At 60.8% G+C, this 17,038-nt stretch carries 16 protein-coding genes and 1 other RNA gene; 6 read left to right on the top strand and 11 right to left on the bottom strand.

Going from position 1 to position 17,038, the window contains the following annotated elements; genetic code table 11:
- Positions 1–217 precede the first annotated feature (217 nt).
- The 3 genes from IPM12_06180 to trxB are packed head-to-tail and all read left to right on the top strand — an operon-like array spanning position 218 to position 4,587.
- Positions 218–2,620, top strand: a complete 2,403-nt coding sequence (locus IPM12_06180; GenBank protein MBK9147394.1) for a TonB-dependent receptor — start codon at positions 218–220, stop codon at positions 2,618–2,620.
- Entirely contained in the window at positions 2,602–3,585 is a 984-nt protein-coding gene (locus IPM12_06175) for a DUF4249 domain-containing protein (protein ID MBK9147393.1), read from the top strand. Before IPM12_06180 ends, IPM12_06175 begins: the two co-directional genes overlap by 19 nt.
- A 51-nt stretch (positions 3,586–3,636) precedes the next feature.
- Positions 3,637–4,587 (top strand): thioredoxin-disulfide reductase, encoded by a 951-nt coding sequence (gene trxB, locus IPM12_06170; protein MBK9147392.1) that lies wholly within the window; start codon positions 3,637–3,639, stop codon positions 4,585–4,587.
- An 8-nt stretch (positions 4,588–4,595) separates the two neighbouring features.
- Here the strand turns inward: trxB and IPM12_06165 are convergent, their stop codons facing one another.
- The 4 genes from IPM12_06165 to IPM12_06150 all read right to left on the bottom strand — a co-directional run bounded on the left by IPM12_06165 (position 4,596) and on the right by IPM12_06150 (position 7,494).
- The gene (locus IPM12_06165) at positions 4,596–5,510 is read right to left on the bottom strand and encodes a hypothetical protein (GenBank protein MBK9147391.1); all 915 of its coding nucleotides are present in this window, start codon (positions 5,508–5,510) and stop codon (positions 4,596–4,598) included.
- 35 nt (positions 5,511–5,545) lie between these two features.
- Entirely contained in the window at positions 5,546–6,262 is a 717-nt protein-coding gene (locus tag IPM12_06160; protein MBK9147390.1) for a hypothetical protein, read from the bottom strand.
- Between the two features lie 116 nt (positions 6,263–6,378).
- Positions 6,379–6,769, bottom strand: an RNA gene (gene rnpB, locus IPM12_06155) — RNase P RNA component class A.
- 137 nt (positions 6,770–6,906) lie between these two features.
- Positions 6,907–7,494 (bottom strand): Smr/MutS family protein, encoded by a 588-nt coding sequence (locus IPM12_06150; GenBank protein MBK9147389.1) that lies wholly within the window; start codon positions 7,492–7,494, stop codon positions 6,907–6,909.
- Between the two features lie 18 nt (positions 7,495–7,512).
- On the opposite strand from IPM12_06150, the gene IPM12_06145 reads away from it, so the two are divergent.
- The 3 genes from IPM12_06145 to IPM12_06135 all read left to right on the top strand — a co-directional run bounded on the left by IPM12_06145 (position 7,513) and on the right by IPM12_06135 (position 13,051).
- Positions 7,513–8,295 carry a TonB family protein gene (locus tag IPM12_06145; GenBank protein ID MBK9147388.1) on the top strand — a complete coding sequence of 261 codons (783 nt, stop codon included), beginning with the start codon at positions 7,513–7,515 and terminating at the stop codon, positions 8,293–8,295.
- Positions 8,296–8,532: 237 nt separating this feature from the next.
- A complete protein-coding gene (locus IPM12_06140) occupies positions 8,533–12,018 on the top strand; it encodes a S8 family serine peptidase (protein ID MBK9147387.1) in 3,486 nt (1,161 codons plus the stop codon).
- 139 nt (positions 12,019–12,157) lie between these two features.
- A complete protein-coding gene (locus IPM12_06135) occupies positions 12,158–13,051 on the top strand; it encodes a hypothetical protein (protein MBK9147386.1) in 894 nt (297 codons plus the stop codon).
- Positions 13,052–13,133: 82 nt separating this feature from the next.
- On the opposite strand, the gene IPM12_06130 is transcribed toward IPM12_06135, so the two are convergent.
- Genes IPM12_06130 through idi form a run of 7 tightly spaced genes read right to left on the bottom strand, consistent with a single transcriptional unit; the run spans position 13,134 to position 17,024 of the window.
- A complete protein-coding gene (locus tag IPM12_06130) occupies positions 13,134–13,619 on the bottom strand; it encodes a sterol desaturase family protein (GenBank protein ID MBK9147385.1) in 486 nt (161 codons plus the stop codon).
- On the bottom strand, positions 13,616–14,116 hold the full coding sequence (locus tag IPM12_06125; GenBank protein MBK9147384.1) for an SRPBCC family protein: 501 nt from the start codon (positions 14,114–14,116) through the stop codon (positions 13,616–13,618). Before IPM12_06125 ends, IPM12_06130 begins: the two co-directional genes overlap by 4 nt.
- Before the next feature lies 1 nt (position 14,117).
- Complete coding sequence (locus IPM12_06120; GenBank protein MBK9147383.1) at positions 14,118–14,279, bottom strand: hypothetical protein; 162 nt, start codon at positions 14,277–14,279, stop codon at positions 14,118–14,120.
- Position 14,280: 1 nt separating this feature from the next.
- Complete coding sequence (locus tag IPM12_06115; GenBank protein ID MBK9147382.1) at positions 14,281–14,442, bottom strand: hypothetical protein; 162 nt, start codon at positions 14,440–14,442, stop codon at positions 14,281–14,283.
- Between the two features lie 2 nt (positions 14,443–14,444).
- Positions 14,445–15,791: a deoxyribodipyrimidine photo-lyase gene (locus tag IPM12_06110; GenBank protein ID MBK9147381.1), complete on the bottom strand. Its 1,347-nt coding sequence runs from the start codon at positions 15,789–15,791 to the stop codon at positions 14,445–14,447.
- 1 nt (position 15,792) lies between these two features.
- Positions 15,793–16,476: a GTP cyclohydrolase I FolE gene (gene folE / locus IPM12_06105; protein ID MBK9147380.1), complete on the bottom strand. Its 684-nt coding sequence runs from the start codon at positions 16,474–16,476 to the stop codon at positions 15,793–15,795.
- On the bottom strand, positions 16,470–17,024 hold the full coding sequence (gene idi, locus IPM12_06100; GenBank protein MBK9147379.1) for an isopentenyl-diphosphate Delta-isomerase: 555 nt from the start codon (positions 17,022–17,024) through the stop codon (positions 16,470–16,472). Before idi ends, folE begins: the two co-directional genes overlap by 7 nt.
- Positions 17,025–17,038: the final 14 nt, after the last annotated feature.

The raw sequence follows: 17,038 nt of genomic DNA, 5'->3' as shown, positions 1-17,038 counted from the left end.
CGAGCGCCCCTTGTGCGTGGCACCGCATGCACTTCCGCAATAGAAAGCGAGCGCAGGAGCCAGATGCGTTCCGGCACTGCTGCGCTAAGCCCGGGTAAACTCCACGTTCAATGCGAACAAGTCCGCGGGCACCGTGTTTGACGGGCGGCATCCGCTTGGGACCAATGGGTGGGCGCGCCCACCCGCCGCAGGTAGTTTTGCCGCCCTCATCATGACGATGCGACATATCCTCGCGGGCCTTGTCCTGCTGTTCCCTGCATTCCTAAATGCCCAGAAGCAGGTCACAATCAGCGGCTTCGTGAAGGATGCCACCAGCGGCGAAGCGCTGATCGGCGCCAACGTGTTCGTGAAGGAGACCATGCGGGGCACCTCAACGAATGTCTATGGCTACTACGTGCTGAACGTTACGCCTGGGACGCACACCGTGGCCATGAGCTACATCGGCTACGACGATTTCGTGAAGAGCGTGACGGCAGCAGCTGACCTGAAGCTGAACATCGAGGCGCGGCCCAAGGCCATCCTCGCAGAGGAAGTGGAGATCGTGGGCGAGCGGAAGCAGGAGAATACCGAGGACACGCGCATGGGCACGGTTGACCTCGACGTTCAGCGCTTGCAAACGCTTCCCGCGCTGCTCGGCGAGGTGGACATCCTGAAGACGATCCAGTTCCTGCCCGGCGTGCAGAACAACGGCGAGGGCAACAGCGGCTTCTACGTGCGCGGCGGCGGCCCTGACCAGAACCTGATACTGCTCGACAACGCCACGGTGTATAACGCCAGCCACCTCTTCGGCTTCTTCAGCGTGTTCAATGCCGATGCCGTGAAGAACATCGAGCTGATCAAGGGCGGCATGCCCGCGAACTACGGCGGGCGCATCTCCTCGGTGCTCGACATCAACATGAAGGAAGGCAACGAGAAGAGCTTCCATGCGCAGGGCGGCATCGGGCTGATCGCCAGCCGCCTCACGTTCGAAGGCCCCATCGTAAAGGACAAGAGCGCCTTCATCATCAGCGGGCGCCGCACCTACATCGATGTGCTCACCAAGCCCTTCATCAACGAGAGCAGCCCCTTCGCGGGCAGCGGCTATTACTTCTACGACCTGAATGCCAAGGCCAATTACACCTTCAGCGACAAGGACCGCCTGTTCGTGAGCGGCTACTTCGGGCGCGATGTGTTCTCGCTTCAGAACGGCGGATCCGGCGGGCCCGGCTTCCGCATCCCCTGGGGCAACAGCACCTTCAGCGCACGGTGGAACCACGTCTTCGGCCCCAAGCTCTTCCTGAACACCACCGCCACCTTCAGCGACTACAGCTTCCTCTTCGACGCCTCGCAGGACCAGTTCCGATTCAAGCTCTTCAGCGGCATCAAGGACTACGGGCTGAAGGCCGACCTGGGCCACTACCCCAACGGCCGGCACCGCCTCAAGTACGGTGCGCAGTACATCTACCATGTGTACACCACAAGCACGGTGGATGTGAGCAGCGGCGAAACGCAGTTCAACATCGATACGCCGCCCAAGCTGCACGCGCATGAGAGCGCCGTGTACGCCCTCGATGAGATCGACCTCACCGACGCGCTGCGCATCAATCTGGGCCTGCGCTTCAGCCGATTCGATCACGTGGGACCCTACACCCGGTACATCGTTGACGAGCGCGGCCGTTCGATCGGCAAGGAAGAGATCGCGCCGGGCACCCCCATCCGTACCTACCAAGCCCTGGAGCCGCGCATCAGCCTGCGTTACCGCACCGGCCGCACCAGCAGCATCAAGGCTTCCTTCAACCAGGGCCAGCAATACGTTCACCTGGCCAGCTTCAGCAGCACCGCGCTGCCCACCGATGTGTGGATACCCAGCAGCACGCGCGTGAAACCGCAGATCGGCACCCAATACGCGGCCGGTTACTTCCGCAATTTCCTCGACGACCTGATCGAGGCCTCGGTGGAAGGCTATTATAAGGACTTCAAGAACCTGATCGAATACGCCGATGGCGCAAGCCCGCAGGACAACGGCAACACCAACTACGATCAGCAACTCGTCTTCGGCAAGGGCTACAGCTACGGCGCGGAGCTCTTCGTGAAGAAGCGCACCGGCAAGCTCACGGGCTGGCTGGGCTACACGTGGAGCCGCACCATGCGTAGCTTCCCGGACATCAACAACGGCGATGAGTTCCCCAGCCGCTGGGACCGCCGGCATGACCTGAGCATCGTGGCCACCTACGAGCGCAACAAGCGTTGGACCTTCGGCGGCGCCTTCGTTTACGCCACGGGCCAAGCCGTGACGATCCCCGTGAACCGCTACTTCGTGGAAGGCCAGCTCGTCAGCGAGTACACCGAGCGCAACGGCTACCGCATGGCGGCCTTCCATCGACTCGACCTCAGCGCCACGCTCAACGGCCGCGAGACCCGCGAGGTGAAGGACCCCGCAACGGGCGAGACCAAATTGATCCCGAAGAAACTCGTGAGCAGCTGGAGCTTCGGGGTCTATAACGCCTACAACCGTCAGAACCCCTACTTCATCTACTTCGACACCGCAGGCAACCCCAGCGATGGCAGCTTCCAAGTGGTGGCCAAGCAAGTGTCGCTCTTCTCCATACTTCCCTCCATCACATGGAACTTCAAATTCTGACGGCCAGGCAATCGCTCCTGATCGGTGCGATGGGCCTTCTCGTAGCGGGCTGCGACAAAGAGATCACCGTGGACCTCCCCGAGACCGAAGCGAAGGTGGTGGTGGAAGGCAGCATCGAGACGGGCCAGCCGCCCATCGTCTTCCTTACGCGCACCCAGAGCTTCTTCGCGCCCACCAGCGTGGCCAGCATCGCAGGCACCTATATCAGCGATGCCGTGGTCACCGTGAACGACGGCGACAGCACCTACGCCCTCACGCGCCTCTGCAGCGACCTGATCCCCGACTCGCTCATCGATGAGGTGGCCGCGCAGACCGGGGTGAGCGCGGATCTGCTCCGCGCTGCGAGCATCTGCGCCTGGACCTTCCTGAACAATGAGCTGCTTGGAGAAGAAGGGAGGACCTATCAGCTGCGCGTGCTCACGGAAGGGAAAGAGCTCACCAGCAGCACCACCATCCCGCAGGGCGTGGCGCTTGACAGCACCTGGTTCAAGCTGGCCAACCAACAGCCCAACGACGATTCGCTCGGCTTCATCTGGGCGCGCCTCAGCGATCCCGATACCGCAGGCAACGCCTACCGCTGGTGGGCGCAGCGGATCAATGCAGGCGAAGATGGCGAGCCGAAGGATTCCCGCTTCATAGCGCCCGTCTTCAGCGTCTTCGAGGACCGCTACATCAATGGGCTCGCGTTCGACTTCGCCTATAACCGCGGCAACGAGCCGTACAGCGCGGCCGACGACGACCTCAACGAGGAGCGCGGCTACTTCAAGCGCGGCGATACCGTGGTGGTGAAGTTCGCGAGCATCGGGCTCAAGGAGTTCCGCTTCTTCGACTCCTACTACAACAACGCCTCCTCCCAAGGCGATGTGTTCAGCAACCCGTCCAACATCCGCAGCAACATCAATGGCGGTCTGGGCGTGTGGGCCGGCTACGCGCCGCGCTTCCGCACCGTAGTGTGCCAGCCTTGACGGACATCACATCCGGGCGCTGGCGGCCGCAGCTAGATTTGCCGCCCCAACATGAGCACCTCGCCTGAGCACGTCCATTGCCTGATCATTGGATCAGGGCCCGCCGGTTATTCCGCAGCCATCTACGCCGCACGCGCAGACCTGAAGCCGTTGATGATCGAAGGCCCGCTGCCCGGCGGCCAGCTCACGCAGACCACGGAGGTGGACAACTACCCCGGCTACCCCAAAGGGCGTACCGGCCCGGATATGATGGAAGACCTGAAGCAGCAAGCCCTGCGCTTCGAAACGCGCATCCGCAACGGGTGGGTGACCAGGGTCGATTTCAGCGGCCCTGTGCACAAGGTCTGGGTGGATGAGAAGGAGGAGATCCATGCCGATGCGGTGATCATCAGCACCGGCGCCAGCGCGAAGTGGCTAGGGCTGCCCAATGAGATCCGCCTGCGCGACATCGGTGGCGGGGTAACGGCTTGCGCTGTGTGCGATGGCTTCTTCTACCGTGGCCAGAACGTGGTGCTCGTGGGCGCCGGCGATAGCGCGTGCGAGGAGGCCACCTACCTCGCCAAGCTCTGCCCCAAGGTGTACATGCTCGTGCGCAAGGATCACTTCAAGGCCAGCAAGGCGATGGTGCACCGCGTGGAGAGCACGCCGAACATCGAGGTGCTGTTCAACACAGAAGTGAAGGATGTCCTGGGCGCGCATGCGGTTGAAGGCGTGCTGGCGATCAACAACGCGACCGGCGAAGAGCGCAAGCTCGATGTCACGGGCCTCTTCATCGCCATCGGCCATACCCCTGCCACAGAGATCTTCAAGGGCCAGCTCGAAATGGATGAGGCCGGATACCTGAAGCACGACCCAGACCGCACCAGCACCAAGGTGCCCGGCGTATTCGTCGCGGGTGATTGCGCCGACAAGGTTTACCGCCAGGCAGTGACCAGTGCGGGCAGCGGCTGCATGGCGGCCTTGGATGCGGAGCGCTGGCTGGCTGCCCAAGGAAAGCACTGAGCGCCTATTCAGGGCTCGGTCCTCCAGTCGCTGTACTCGATCCAGAACCGCACCAGCTCACGCTGCTCGAAGGGGATGTCCCAGTCGCCATCGTAGTGGACGCGCACGGGCACGAGCGCATCGCCGATACGGATGTTGCGCACGCTGATGGTGATGTCGAAGTCGAGGAATACGGAGGCGTGCGCGATCCGGTAGCTGCGCGCCAGGACATCGAATGTGTCCTGGTCGAACCAGGTGTCCATGGTCTTGATCACGGTCTTGCCATCGCGGTGCTCGGGCTTGGCCGCCGCACTGAACACCCAGCAGGGGCGGTCGCCGCGGGTGTCGCTCCAGATGCGGAAATCGTAGAGCGGCGCCATTTCAGGGCTGAAGAGCGCGAGCTTCCTGCCGATGAAGGGCACGCTGGCTATCTCGGTGCCGGGGTCGAACATGAATTTCTTCAGTTCGCCCTTGTACTTCTCGAAGCGGCTGCCGCGCTCCACAACGAGCTCGCGCCCTGCCACGGTGTTATCGGCGGTGAAGCTGCCCTTCGGGAAGAAGACTTCATCGTACATCTCGATGGTGAGGTAGCGGAAGCGCCCCTTGCGATCTCGGAGCCTGCCGGTCTCGCTCAATGAATCGATCACCTGCTCTGCGCCACGGCCGTCACGCACCAATCGCGCCCTGCGGAAGAGCGCTGCGGACTCCCGCTCGTCCTTGCGGCGCACCCGCGCCTCGCTGCGCAGCGTGTGCGGATGATAGCGCGTGTTCAGGAAGGCCTTGTGGAAGCTGCTGTCGGAGCGCACACGGTGCACGAAGGCCTCCACATCGAAGCCCTGTGCCTGCGCGGAGATCACGACCTCGTCGAGCGTGATGCGCTGGAGGAGGGTGTCGGGCTGGGAAATTCCTGAAAAGGGGAAGTGGAAGGCAGAAAGCTGAATCAAGAAGGCAGAAAGCTGAAACCGGAAGGAGCGCATCGCTAATGCCTGCGGGTGGGGCCGAGGCTGCCGTACAGCTCGTACTTCTTCTTCACGAAGAGCAGGAACTCGTACTGCGTGAGGCCCTTGATCACCTCATCGGGCACGGCGCAGAAATCGATGAAGTCGTCGAAGGAATCATCGCTTAGGTTGATGATGTCGTACTCGACGTATTGCTGCAGCAGCTCACGGAGCAATGCGCGCTTGCGGTCCTCGTTGCGCATCTGCGCCACCAGGCGCTTGCTGCGCTCGCGGCGGCTGAACTCCTGGTAGAGGAAGGTAATCGGGCTCTGCAGCGCATCCACCGAGCTGAGGCGGTAATCACTCTCCTTGTATCCGAGCTTCTCGATGTCCTTCTGGATCTGCTGCAGGGTGCGCTGGCTGAGCACCTCTACAGCTGCGAGCTGGTACTGGATGGGCAGCAGGCGAACGGCCACCCGATAACTCGGCTTGGGCAGGCTGTCGCGCATGCAGATCATGGCGGTGCGGTGGCCCACGGAGCCGATCATGATCGTATCGGTCTGCAACGCCTGCACCATGAAGCTGCCGTCGGGATTACCGAAAGCCCCGTTGCGGGTGCGCTTGTTCACGATCATGAGGTCGTAATAGGCGCGGTCGTTGGAGCTTGAGCTCACTTGGCCATGAATGGTGACCAGCTCCTGGCTGCAGGCTTCCGCTGCTATTAGAGAGATGATGGACGCGAGGAGGATGGCGCGCATGCGAAAGGCCAAATGTACCGGGCAACGACAGGCAGCTTCCGGGCCAGAGGAGGCTGCCTGCGAAAAAAGGTGAAGGGCCCCCGCAACGGCATGCGCCGAGCGAAGGCCCTTCATGAAGAGCCTGTGCATCTGTAAGCCGGGTCCTGTTCCCCGCTCGCGCGGGGCCTCCACCATCTATCTAGTCCCGCCGTCGCCAACGGGATCCATCGACCTACCCTCCGGGATCGGACGAGCCGCCCTTATCCGCCTTGCGGCGAAGCCCCGGTATACATGGTCTTTCAGCCCGTGGGGTTTACCAAGCCGCCGATGTCGCCACCGGCGCTGGTGGGCTCTTACCCCACCTTTTCACCCTTGCCCTCCTTGCGGATGGCGGTCTCCCTTTCTGCGGCACTATCCGTAGCGCCACCGTTCCCGGTTGCGCCCCTTCCCGTTAGGAAGCACGGTGCCCTACGCTGCCCGGACTTTCCTCCGCAGTTCTGCAAATGCGGCGGTGGAGCGATGCACAGGTTTATCAAAGAACTTCTTCGGTCGGAGGTTGAAGATTGCTCTTCGATTGGAGGTTGCAGGTGGATTCTGGTTGAGGGTTGAACTTCCCACAACCCCCAACCTCAAACCAACCCTCATCCTTTCAACTTCCAACCTATTCAACCCCTTCCCCTGAGTATTTCAACCTCCGTCGCCCCCACGCCATAACGCCGCATGTCAGCGTCGTAGAAGCGCACGCCATCGTAATACTGGAGCATCTTCCTCACCTCCTCGCGCAGCACGCCCTCCCCCACGCCGTGTATGACGATGAGCTTTCTCTTGCCGTTGCGGATGGCGCTCTCCAAAGCCCGCTCGAAGTAGCGGATCTGGTACTCCAGCTTCTCACCATCGCTCAACCGTGTTTCGTCCTCCACGAGCTCGTGCAGGTGAAGGTCCACCTCGGCCACGCTGTTGTCTTCGGGCTTCTTCGGCGTCTTGCCGGGACGGATCGGCGCCCGGGTGCGGCGCTTCTCCTCCAGCAGCTCATTGGCCACGCGCATGCCTACGGCATGGTCGCTCACGCGAAGGTGCGCCGCATGGGAACCCTCGGCCACCTGCACCAGTCGCCTCTCGGGCAGCTCCAATTCAAAGCCATCATCGGTGCGCAGCAGCACATGCCCCGGTCGGCCGGCGCGAAGCACCACCCCACCGCCCACGTCATCGATGAACGAGACGCGGTCGCCTTGCTGCAACTTTACCGCTGCCATGCGGCGAAATTAGCCCCCATGAAACGTCAATTCCTGTTCTTCACGGCATGCATCTGCCTCGTAGCGCCAACCCTTGGACAAACGGAAGGCGGCTGCATGGCCCAAGGCGGACGATCGGCGCTCGACAAGCTCTTCGAGCAGGAACTGCATTACCCGGCGGTGGCGCTCGAAGCCGGGATCAAGGGTGAAGTGGTGATCGCCACGAGATTGGAACCTGATGGATCGGTGAAATCGATCCAGGTGGGCAAATCGCTTTCACCCGAATGCGACCAGGAAGCGCTGCGCGTGGCGCGCATGATCCTTTGGCGCCCGGAGACGGCTGGGGAACTGTGCGGCAGCACGGAGATCTTCCTGGCCATTCCCTTCGAGCCGGGCAAATACAAGCGCTGGCTGAAGGATCGGGCTCCACGCACCGGCGAGCGCTTTGCATTGCCCGTTGCATCGCCCGACAGCGTAGCGAGCCTCGTCGTGTTCCAGGCCAGACAAGTCGACCAGCACATCGCACCCGGCATTCCGAATGGCATGGCCGGGCTGCCCGCTTACATCGGCAAGGAGATGCGCTACCCCAGTGAGGCCATGCGCTACAGCCTCGAAGGCACGGTGAAGGTGGAATTCGTGGTGGAGCCTACAGGGACCATCAGCAACATGCACGTGCTGCAATCCGTGGGCGGAGGCTGCACCGATGAAGCCCTCCGGCTGCTGTACCGCATCCCCTGGCAGCCCGCGGTGAAGAACGGCCAGCGCGTGCGCAGCGCGCTGCAGGTTCCGATACGCTTCGATCTGCCGAAGCAGCGGCCGTGACACATAGCGACGCTGACCTGAGCCCAACGTAGCCATAGAGCCTGGACATTTCACGGCGCAACCGGAATACTCCAATTTGGTAGTCCAATTGAGTAAGCTACCTTCGGTTTCCAATAAACTACGTCATGCAGCCACTCAGCCACTCAGCATCAAGGCAGCAATAAGAGTAAGTGCTATGGAGAACCGCAGCCGACTGTTCTTGGTCGAGTCCTATGTATCGGCGCGCTCTTGATTTCGATGGCTTCGCTTAATGATCTCCACGGGCAATTCTATGTGAACAAAGAATGGGTTCAGGCCAATGGTACTCCTGCCCAGCTCGAATGGGCGGCGAGCACCTTGGATGGACAAGGACATATCGTAGTTGTAAGCAACACGGTAGTTTCCTCCAACAATGCAGACCTCCTGATAACCAAGTACGGCCCAACAGGCGACTTGGTCTGGCAACAAACCTACGGCGGCATTGACGGCGGACAGGACTACGGCGTTGCCGTCGCAGCGCTTGCGGGTGGAGGATTCGTGGTGGCTGGCGTGCTCAGCCAGACCCTCACTTCACAGGACATCGTGCTTCTTGGAATCTCGCCAACTGGTGACATTGACTGGGAAGCTCTGTGGAACGGAAGCGCCAATGGCACGGATGTGCCAACCTGCCTGATCATTGCACCGGACGGGAACATCTATTTGGGCGGCACCACAACTTCTAGCCTCGGCAATCTTGACTATGTGCTGAACAAATACAGCTCGACCGGTGCATTGCTTTGGTCATCGACCTACGAATACAGCGGCTTCCCGGATGCGGGCGTTGGCCTCGCACTTGACGCGGATAACAACCCGATCATAACGGGTGCTTCTGCAACCGGACCGCTCTCTTGGGACTATGCTACAGTCAAGTACCACAGGAACACGGGTACGCAGATTGACGAGGCTCGCGTGAGCGTTCCTGGGTTCGGTCTGGATCAAGTGCTATCCATCGACCAGGATGATCAAGGCCACTTCTACATCACCGGATTCAGGGAGGTGAATGGCCAAAAGGACATCCAGACCGTGAAGATCACCAGCACGTTCACGGTGGACTGGGTAGTGAACTACGACGGTGAGGGGCTTGATGATGCAGGCCGGGCCATCAAGGGCGATGACCTAGGGAACGCATACGTTGCCAGATATTCACGGAAGGGTATCGGCGGCACTGACTTGGTCGTCATGAAGTACGACAGCGCAGGTACCGAGCTTTGGGAGAAGCGATACGCAGCCTTGAATCCTGCGCATTCGGTTGAACCGAAGCGCATGGCGGTAACCAATGATGGAGGCGTAGTTGTTGCCGGTGTTATCAACGATGGCGTCTCGGACAACTTCATCACGATCAAGTTCGGCTCGGATGGCAGCTTGCATTGGGACAGGCAATATGATGGACTGGCAGGGAATGACCAGGCGCTTGATCTGCTGGTAGAAGGCGATCACGTGTACGTCTGTGGGCCTTCAGCGACGATCACTGGGCCGATGCTGGCCACGGTGAAGTACTCCACCACAACGAAACCAGACGGGTGGCTGTATTCCTCAACGGGCACGCCGCTCTGCGTCGCCGAGGAGATCGTGGTCAAGTTCAACCGCCAGGTGATCGACATGGAGCTCGTGGATGATCCACGCTGGGAGTTCGGAACCTTGGAAGAACTCACTTCCGATAGCCTAGCCGGTGCGATCGGCGAGAAGCTGGGAATCGGTGCGGTGGCTGGAAAGCGCCTGCCCGTGTACAAGATCTTCCGGTGGATGACCTCGGCTGACAGCATCACCATCACACGCCTCGGTGAGGAGGAGCCCGTACCGGACTTCTGGAGCACATTCATCATCGGCATCGGCGATGCGGTAGAGGTCCATGTGGCCATGGATAGCCTGAGCACGATGCCGCAGCAGATCTTCTATGCTTGCGCGAACACGGTATATGAACCGACGGACCTGCCGAACGACCCGCTCCTTTATCGCCATTACAGCCTTGTTCCGACCGAGCCATACCTCAACGCCAGCATCAATATGGAACCGGCTTGGGCCATCAACACCGGCGAACCATCCATCAAGGTGGGCATCGTGGATCATGCGGTGGATGGCATTCATGAGGATCTCTCCGGAGTGGTCATTGGTGGATACGACTGGTACAACAATACTCCATGGGACCCCAATATTGGAGCGCCTAGCAGTCATGGGCAAGCTTGCGCAGGCATCGTTGCGGCCAAGCGGAACAACGGCATCGGCATCGCGGGCATAGCGGGCGGTGATCACGACGTCGCGAACGCCCCTGGTTGCTCCATCGTGAGCCTTGGAACGAACTACGAGAGCACCAATGCGGCAGTGGCCATCATTCACGGTGCGGGGGCCGTGCCGGGGAATTACTACCCTGGCTATGTACCAGGCCAATTCCCTTGGTTCGGCGTGCATGTGCTCAACAACAGCTACGGCTGCTACCTGGACAATATCCAATGCTGGAACCCGCTCATGCGCGACGCCATGCAGTTCGCCTTCCGCAACAAGACCGTGTTCGCGGCTGCCCGCGGTAATGGCGGCTCAGCCATAGGATTCTTGCCTGCCACCATCGCCGATGGCTTCAACGTGAACGATGCTGCTGCTTTGAGCGTTGGTGCGAGCGGCACGGACGGAGCGTATATGTCTGGATCGACTCCCGGTGACCTCAGCAGCAGCTTCAGCCAGGGTATGGATTTGATTGCACCGGGCACCGTGCGCTTGGTCACCTCCACTGCGGATGCACCCTTCAATTTCGAGCAGTGCATACCGGCACCGCCAGGCTACGATTGTTTCCGTGGCACCTCGGCAGCGGCCCCGCATGCGGCTGGCGTAGCCGCCTTGATGCACAGTGAGCACAACATCTCTTCAACGCTCTATCCGAACAATCTCGCACCAGAGGATATCGAGCGTATCCTGGAGAAGAATGCACAAGATGTGGTTGGAACCGCTGGAAGTCCGTACACCATCGGATATGATGCATACAACGGTCACGGCCTATTGGATGCAGGCGCAACCATGGCGCAGGTGGCCTATCCCTACTATGTCTATCACAATCAGCCGCCCATCAGCTCGTCATTCAACCTGTACCCGGCACAGCTGGTTCAGCTTTCCGGGAACGCGGGTGGATTCCCCGATGGCTACTACTACGCGGAGCGGGTTGATGCGACCCATACCTACGCCGATGCCTTCCTGCCGAACACCTTCATCCTGGACCATTGGCCGCGCGAGAGCAGCACCACCGGCACCAGGCCACAGAACTTCATCGATGGCAGCTACGGCAGCACGTATGCAGCGGTCGTCACCGATCACACGGCGCAGGTCACCATGACCACCACCGGCTGGTACGTGTTCCCCAATCAAGCAGGCCAACCCGGACCCACCTGGGTACCCACGAACCCGTACCAGGCCAAGACGGCCTACTCCCTGCACCTTTACAAGGAGTTGTCCGTTGGCGTGCAGGAACCAGCTTCTGAAACCACACGCTTATGGCCGAATCCGGCCACGGATCGTGTGCAGATCGGCTTCAACCACACGACTGCTTCGCCCATGGATATCCTCGTGGTTGATGCTATGGGCCGGTTGGTGAAGCGGCATCGCGTGCCACCCGGCGCAGACCGTGATGCAATCAGCCTGCATGGCTTGGCTCGCGGTGTTTATGCTGCGCGCTTCACCTGGGACGGTGAGATCAGTAACCACTCCTTCGTCATCTACTAGTCCGGCCATGAGAACCCGAGCGTCCCTCTGCTTGCTCCTTTTGGCCGCTGCCGCTTGTCGAAAGCCTGAGCCTGTGCCACCTTGCCCAGCGAATGGCGACGCACCCGGCCCCTGTGGGTCACATACGCCTTGCACCCCATTGCCCCAGCCTCCTTTAGGCGGTGATTGGAATTGGCAGTATCCGGAGAATTACGCTGGCAACGCCGTGTTCAACCCGAACAATGGGAACGAGATACTGCTTGAGCGTGTTCCCTACGGTGGCGGTTGGGTCAACTCACAGCTCTACCGGTTTGATTTGAGCAACGGCAACCTGCAGCTAGTACATGAAGGTGCCTTGAGCGGTGGCCGCTCATCATGGGGCACCAATGGCTGGATCACCTTCTCCCAAGCCAGCGCCCCCAACTGGAACATCTGGAAAGTGAAGGCCAATGGCGACAGCCTCACCCAGCTCACCTTCAATGGCAACAGCTTCAGGCCCATCTGGAGCCCGGACGGGACAGAAATCGGGTACGAGTCTGGCTTCCTGAGCCAACCCGCGCTCAATGGTTTGAATATTCGGATGAGCAGCGCGGGCACACCCATCGACACGCTATGGGATCTAGGAGCATTCGCCGGTCATCCGGTTTGGTTTTCACCGAATCGAACCTACAATGTCTTTGCTTGGGTCTATTCCTGCACTTGGGGTGCGAATTCAGGTACGGACCTGATTTATCAGCTCCCGGATTCAGTGATGCAACAGGGATTGCCACAAGGAGCGGCCTATGTGCCCGCCACGCATAGCATGGTCTGGTCCCATCGGACAGGCTTGTACCGAACGCATCTGACGACGGGCTACACGGAACGACTGATCGCGACCTGCAACTCTAGCCATTTCACCACCTTGGATTACTCCCCGCACACCAACAAGCTCCTGGCGGTGCGGGCCCGCGCCAGCACGCCCGACGGCGTGATCCTCAACATGGAGAATGATGTGCTGCTCATGAACCCCGATGGCACTTGCCCGCAGGTGCTACAAATACCGTGGCCGCGGTGAGCTTAAATAGGCATCAAGCTCCAAGTCGTGATTCGGTTTCTCGGATTCCGCCACGATCTGCCCAGGCAGCGGCAGTGATTCCTCAGGCCGCCGTCTTCTGCCCCAGCATGCGCTTGGCCTCGCGGTAATACTTGAAGGGCACCACCAGCATGCCGAAGCACTCGCCGTGCTCCTTTCCGAGGTGCTTATGATGCGCCTTGTGCGCGCGGCGGATGGCGAGGAAATAGGGGTTGTTCGTATTCCGCAGCCACTTGATTCGCTGGTGGATGAAGACCTCGTGCACGAAGAAGTAGAGGATTCCGTAGATGAGGATGCCCAGTCCTATCCAGAGCCAAGGGGAATGCAGGCCGAGCACGCTGCCCGCGATGAAGCAGCCCATCGAGGGCACGGCGAAGATCAGGAAGAAGCTGTCGTTGCGCTCGATGAAGTTGTAGTGGTCCTTCTTGTGGTGATCACTGTGCAGGTTCCAGAGGAAGCCGTGCATCACGTATTTGTGCGTGGCCCAGGCCACGAACTCCATGAAGGCTGCCGTGCCGAAAACGATGGCGATGATGGCCCAGATGCTCATGCTCGGGGAACGTTCGGGTTCACACTCCTGTTCGGTGCTGGGCCGAATAGCGCTTCAAGCACGGCCCAGCGGTGATCGAAGATGCGCTTCAGCCGACCCTTCACCACCCAATCGTGCATGAGCTCGCCCAAAGGGCCCATTGGCAGCTCGTACTCAACCCGGTCGCGCATGAGCACGCCGCCCTCCACCTCCTCAAAGCTGTGCTCATGCCACCAACGCTTGTAGGGGCCACGCACTTGCGTGTCCACGAATTTGAAGGGCGCCTGCACCTCCTCGATGCGCGTGACCCATGTGAGCGGTATGCCGAACAGCGGCTTCACCGTGTAGGTGATGAGCTGGCCTGAATAGGCTGGATGTTCATCGAAAGGCTCGCGGATGGCGAAGCCCAATTCACGGGGCGTGATCCTAGCGAGATTACGGGGCGTGCTGAAGAACTCCCAAGCCTCGCCCAGCGTGGTCCTGAGCAATTGGCTGCGCTCCAGGACATGGATGGCCATGCTACTTGATCACTTCCAGCTTCGGGTAGCGCTTCCGCCAGTTCTCCAGCGCTTTCTGGCTGCTCACGGTGATCACCGTGCGGGCATCGAGGCGGACCTTGATCTCCTTCACGCCTTTCTTGATGGGGCGCTCCAGGATAAGTGCTGGTTTCTTGCGGGGCATACTAGCTGATGATTTCGAGCTTGGGATAGCGTTGCCGCCAGAACTCAAGCGCTTTCTGGCTGGCAAGTGTAATCACTGTGCGGGCATCCAAGCGGACCTTGATGGCCTTGAGGCCGTTCTTCACCGGTTGGGTGAGTATGAGGGCTTTCTTTTTCCGTGGCATGGCTATGCGAAGAGATTGGTTTGTTTGTCGCCCGCTTTTCCCGCGCCTGACAGGGCTTCCTTGAAGACCCGCAGGACCCGGTCGCGCGCTGCTTCGTGAACAACGATAGGACGCGAATAGCTGGCCGATCCGTACTCTGGCACCCAGTGCTTTACATAGTTTAACTGAGGGTCGAAGCGCTCAAGCTGCAGCTTCGGATTGAAGACCCGGAAGTAGGGTGCCGCGTCACAGCCTGAGCCTGAGGCCCATTGCCACCCCCCGTTGTTGCTGCTGAGCTCAAAATCGAGCAGCTTGGCCGCGAACCAGGCCTCTCCCCATCGCCAGTCGATGAGCAGATGCTTGGTTAGGAAGCTGGCTACGACCATCCGCACCCGGTTGTGCATCAGGCCCGTTGCAGCTAATTCACGCATGCCGGCATCCACCAAAGGATAGCCGGTTCGACCCTCGGACCAGGACTTGAACTCCGATTCATCATTCCGCCAGAGGATGCGGTCGTAGGCCGGCTTGAAGGCCTTCTCCGGATGCGGATAATGCCAGAGGATCTGCATGTAGAACTCCCGCCAGATGAGTTCGTTGAGGTACTTCGGGCTGGTTTGCATGCTTCGCCGCACCAGTTCCCGCACGCTCACCGTGCCGAAGCGAAGGTGGGTGCTCATGCGGCTAGTGCCGTTCACTGCAGGATGGTCGCGCGTGTGCTCATACCCGGCCAGCAGCTCTTCGCTAAGCGTGGCGGGCGGCACATGCAGGTCCGTGCGTTGGAATCCGATCTGATCCAGTGTCGGCAGTGGCAAGGGTTCGGTCTTCGAAAGCCCGCTCAAAAGGCCTTCGCTCGGATAGGGCTCCGCCATCTCCGGGGTGAACCGCGCCCGCCATTTCCGCATGTATGGCGTGTACACGGTGTATGGCCCTCCGTCGTCTTTCACCAATTCACCACGTTCGAAGATGCTGACATCCTTGAAGCTGCGGAAGGGGACCCCGCGCGCGGCAAGCAGCTCGCCCACAGCGGCGTCCCGCGCGATCGCATAGGGCTCGTGGTCATGATTGGCGGTCACTGCGGTGATGTCGTATCGCTCCAGCAGCCGCTTCCAGACGTCGATGGGTCGTCCATGCTCCACGAGCAGGGTGGAGCCGCGCCCCACGAGCTCCGACTGCATGGTGGTCAGCGTTCGGTGGATGAAGTCCACCCGGCGGTCGGCCTTGTCCTCGAGCCGGTCCAGGATATCCGCGTCGAAGATGAATAGCGGCAGCGCTTCGCCATGCTCGCTCAGCGCGCGGAAGAAGCCATGGTTGTCCTGCAGTCGCAGATCGCGACGGAACCAGTGTATGCTGATGCGGGGCTTCGCGGCCACGTCAGCGCTTCACTTGGCCGAGGAATTCGCTCCGCACGTCAGGCTCCTCGAAGCGCCCGCTGAAGTGCGAGGTCACCGTGCTGCTGCCTTCGTCTTTCACGCCGCGCAGCTTCACGCACATGTGCTCCGCGTCGATGAGCACGGCGACATCCTCCGTGCGGAGCACGTGCTTCAGCTCGGCGGCGATCTGCTCGGTGAGGCGCTCCTGCACCTGTGGCCGTGCGGCGAAGTGCTTCACGATGCGGTCGAGCTTGCTCAGGCCGATCACCTGACCGCTGCTGAAGTAAGCCACGGCGGCCCTGCCGATGATGGGCACGAAGTGGTGCTCGCAGAAGCTGTGCACGGTGATGTCGCGCTCCACCAGCATGCCCTTGTAGCCGAACTTGTTGGCGAAGAGGGTCGGCTTGGGGTGGGTGGCCGGGTCAAGCCCGCTGAACACCTCGTTCACATACATCTTGGCTACGCGCCTTGGCGTGCCGTGCAGGCTATCATCATCCAGGTCGAGGCCCAGGGTCTCCATGATGCCGCGGAAGTGCCGCTCGATCCGGTCGATTTTCTGATCCGAGGTGAGCAGGAAGGCATCGGCACGCATGGGCGTATCGATCACAGGGGACTGGTGAGGCGCTCCGGCCTCTTCCAGGGGAAGTGCCAGCGGGATCACGGCACCGCTCTTCTTCATCAGCATGTTCGGGGTTGTTTCAGGGCCAGGGGGGCTTCGCGCGCGGCTTCTTCCTTTATGCGCCCCCAGCAGATGCGCAACCAGGCGGTGTACCGTTCCGGATAGTCGCGCAGGGCGGCATCCAGCTCTTGCATATCCATGTAGGCCCAGGCATCGGCCTCCTGCGGATCGGGCAGCGCCGGGCCGTCCCAGCGGCCGAAGAGGACATGATCCAGCTCGTGCTCGATGAGCCCGTTCTCGAATTCGGCTTTGTAGCGGAAGCTGAAGCGGTGGAACAGGGGCGCGTCGATGCCCATCTCCTCCATCAGCCGACGGCGAGCCGCCTCTTCGACCGTTTCCTCCGGTCTCGGATGGCTGCAGCAGGTGTTGGTCCACAGGCCCGCGCTGTGGTACTTGCCCGGGGCTCTGCGTTGCAAGAGCAAGCGGCCCTGATCATCGAATAGGAACACCGAGAAGGCGCGGTGCAGTGCGCCCTCCTGGTGCGCGCGCAACTTGCCCATAGCGCCAATAGGCTCGTCTCGCTCGTTCACGAGCACCACCTGCTCTTCGTCCATCGCTTGATTATGCA

This window comes from Flavobacteriales bacterium (genome assembly GCA_016716605.1).
GTDB lineage: Bacteria > Bacteroidota > Bacteroidia > Flavobacteriales_F > PHOS-HE28 > PHOS-HE28.
Note: the sequence above shows the minus strand (reverse complement) of the source record. Positions and strands in the feature narration are given on the sequence as shown.

Excerpts from the sequence above, each read along its gene's own strand:
- IPM12_06180 (MBK9147394.1), top strand. The coding sequence starts at position 218 with ATGCGACATATCCTCGCGGGCCTTGTCCTGCTGTTCCCTGCATTCCTA.
- IPM12_06125 (MBK9147384.1), bottom strand. The coding sequence starts at position 14,116 with ATGGCCATCCATGTCCTGGAGCGCAGCCAATTGCTCAGGACCACGCTG.
- idi (MBK9147379.1), bottom strand. The coding sequence starts at position 17,024 with ATGGACGAAGAGCAGGTGGTGCTCGTGAACGAGCGAGACGAGCCTATT.
- IPM12_06160 (MBK9147390.1), bottom strand. The coding sequence starts at position 6,262 with ATGCGCGCCATCCTCCTCGCGTCCATCATCTCTCTAATAGCAGCGGAA.
- IPM12_06145 (MBK9147388.1), top strand. The coding sequence starts at position 7,513 with ATGAAACGTCAATTCCTGTTCTTCACGGCATGCATCTGCCTCGTAGCG.
- IPM12_06130 (MBK9147385.1), bottom strand. The coding sequence starts at position 13,619 with ATGAGCATCTGGGCCATCATCGCCATCGTTTTCGGCACGGCAGCCTTC.
- IPM12_06115 (MBK9147382.1), bottom strand. The coding sequence starts at position 14,442 with ATGCCACGGAAAAAGAAAGCCCTCATACTCACCCAACCGGTGAAGAAC.
- IPM12_06175 (MBK9147393.1), top strand. The coding sequence starts at position 2,602 with ATGGAACTTCAAATTCTGACGGCCAGGCAATCGCTCCTGATCGGTGCG.
- IPM12_06140 (MBK9147387.1), top strand. The coding sequence starts at position 8,533 with ATGGCTTCGCTTAATGATCTCCACGGGCAATTCTATGTGAACAAAGAA.
- IPM12_06150 (MBK9147389.1), bottom strand. The coding sequence starts at position 7,494 with ATGGCAGCGGTAAAGTTGCAGCAAGGCGACCGCGTCTCGTTCATCGAT.
- IPM12_06120 (MBK9147383.1), bottom strand. The coding sequence starts at position 14,279 with ATGCCCCGCAAGAAACCAGCACTTATCCTGGAGCGCCCCATCAAGAAA.
- folE (MBK9147380.1), bottom strand. The coding sequence starts at position 16,476 with ATGCTGATGAAGAAGAGCGGTGCCGTGATCCCGCTGGCACTTCCCCTG.
- trxB (MBK9147392.1), top strand. The coding sequence starts at position 3,637 with ATGAGCACCTCGCCTGAGCACGTCCATTGCCTGATCATTGGATCAGGG.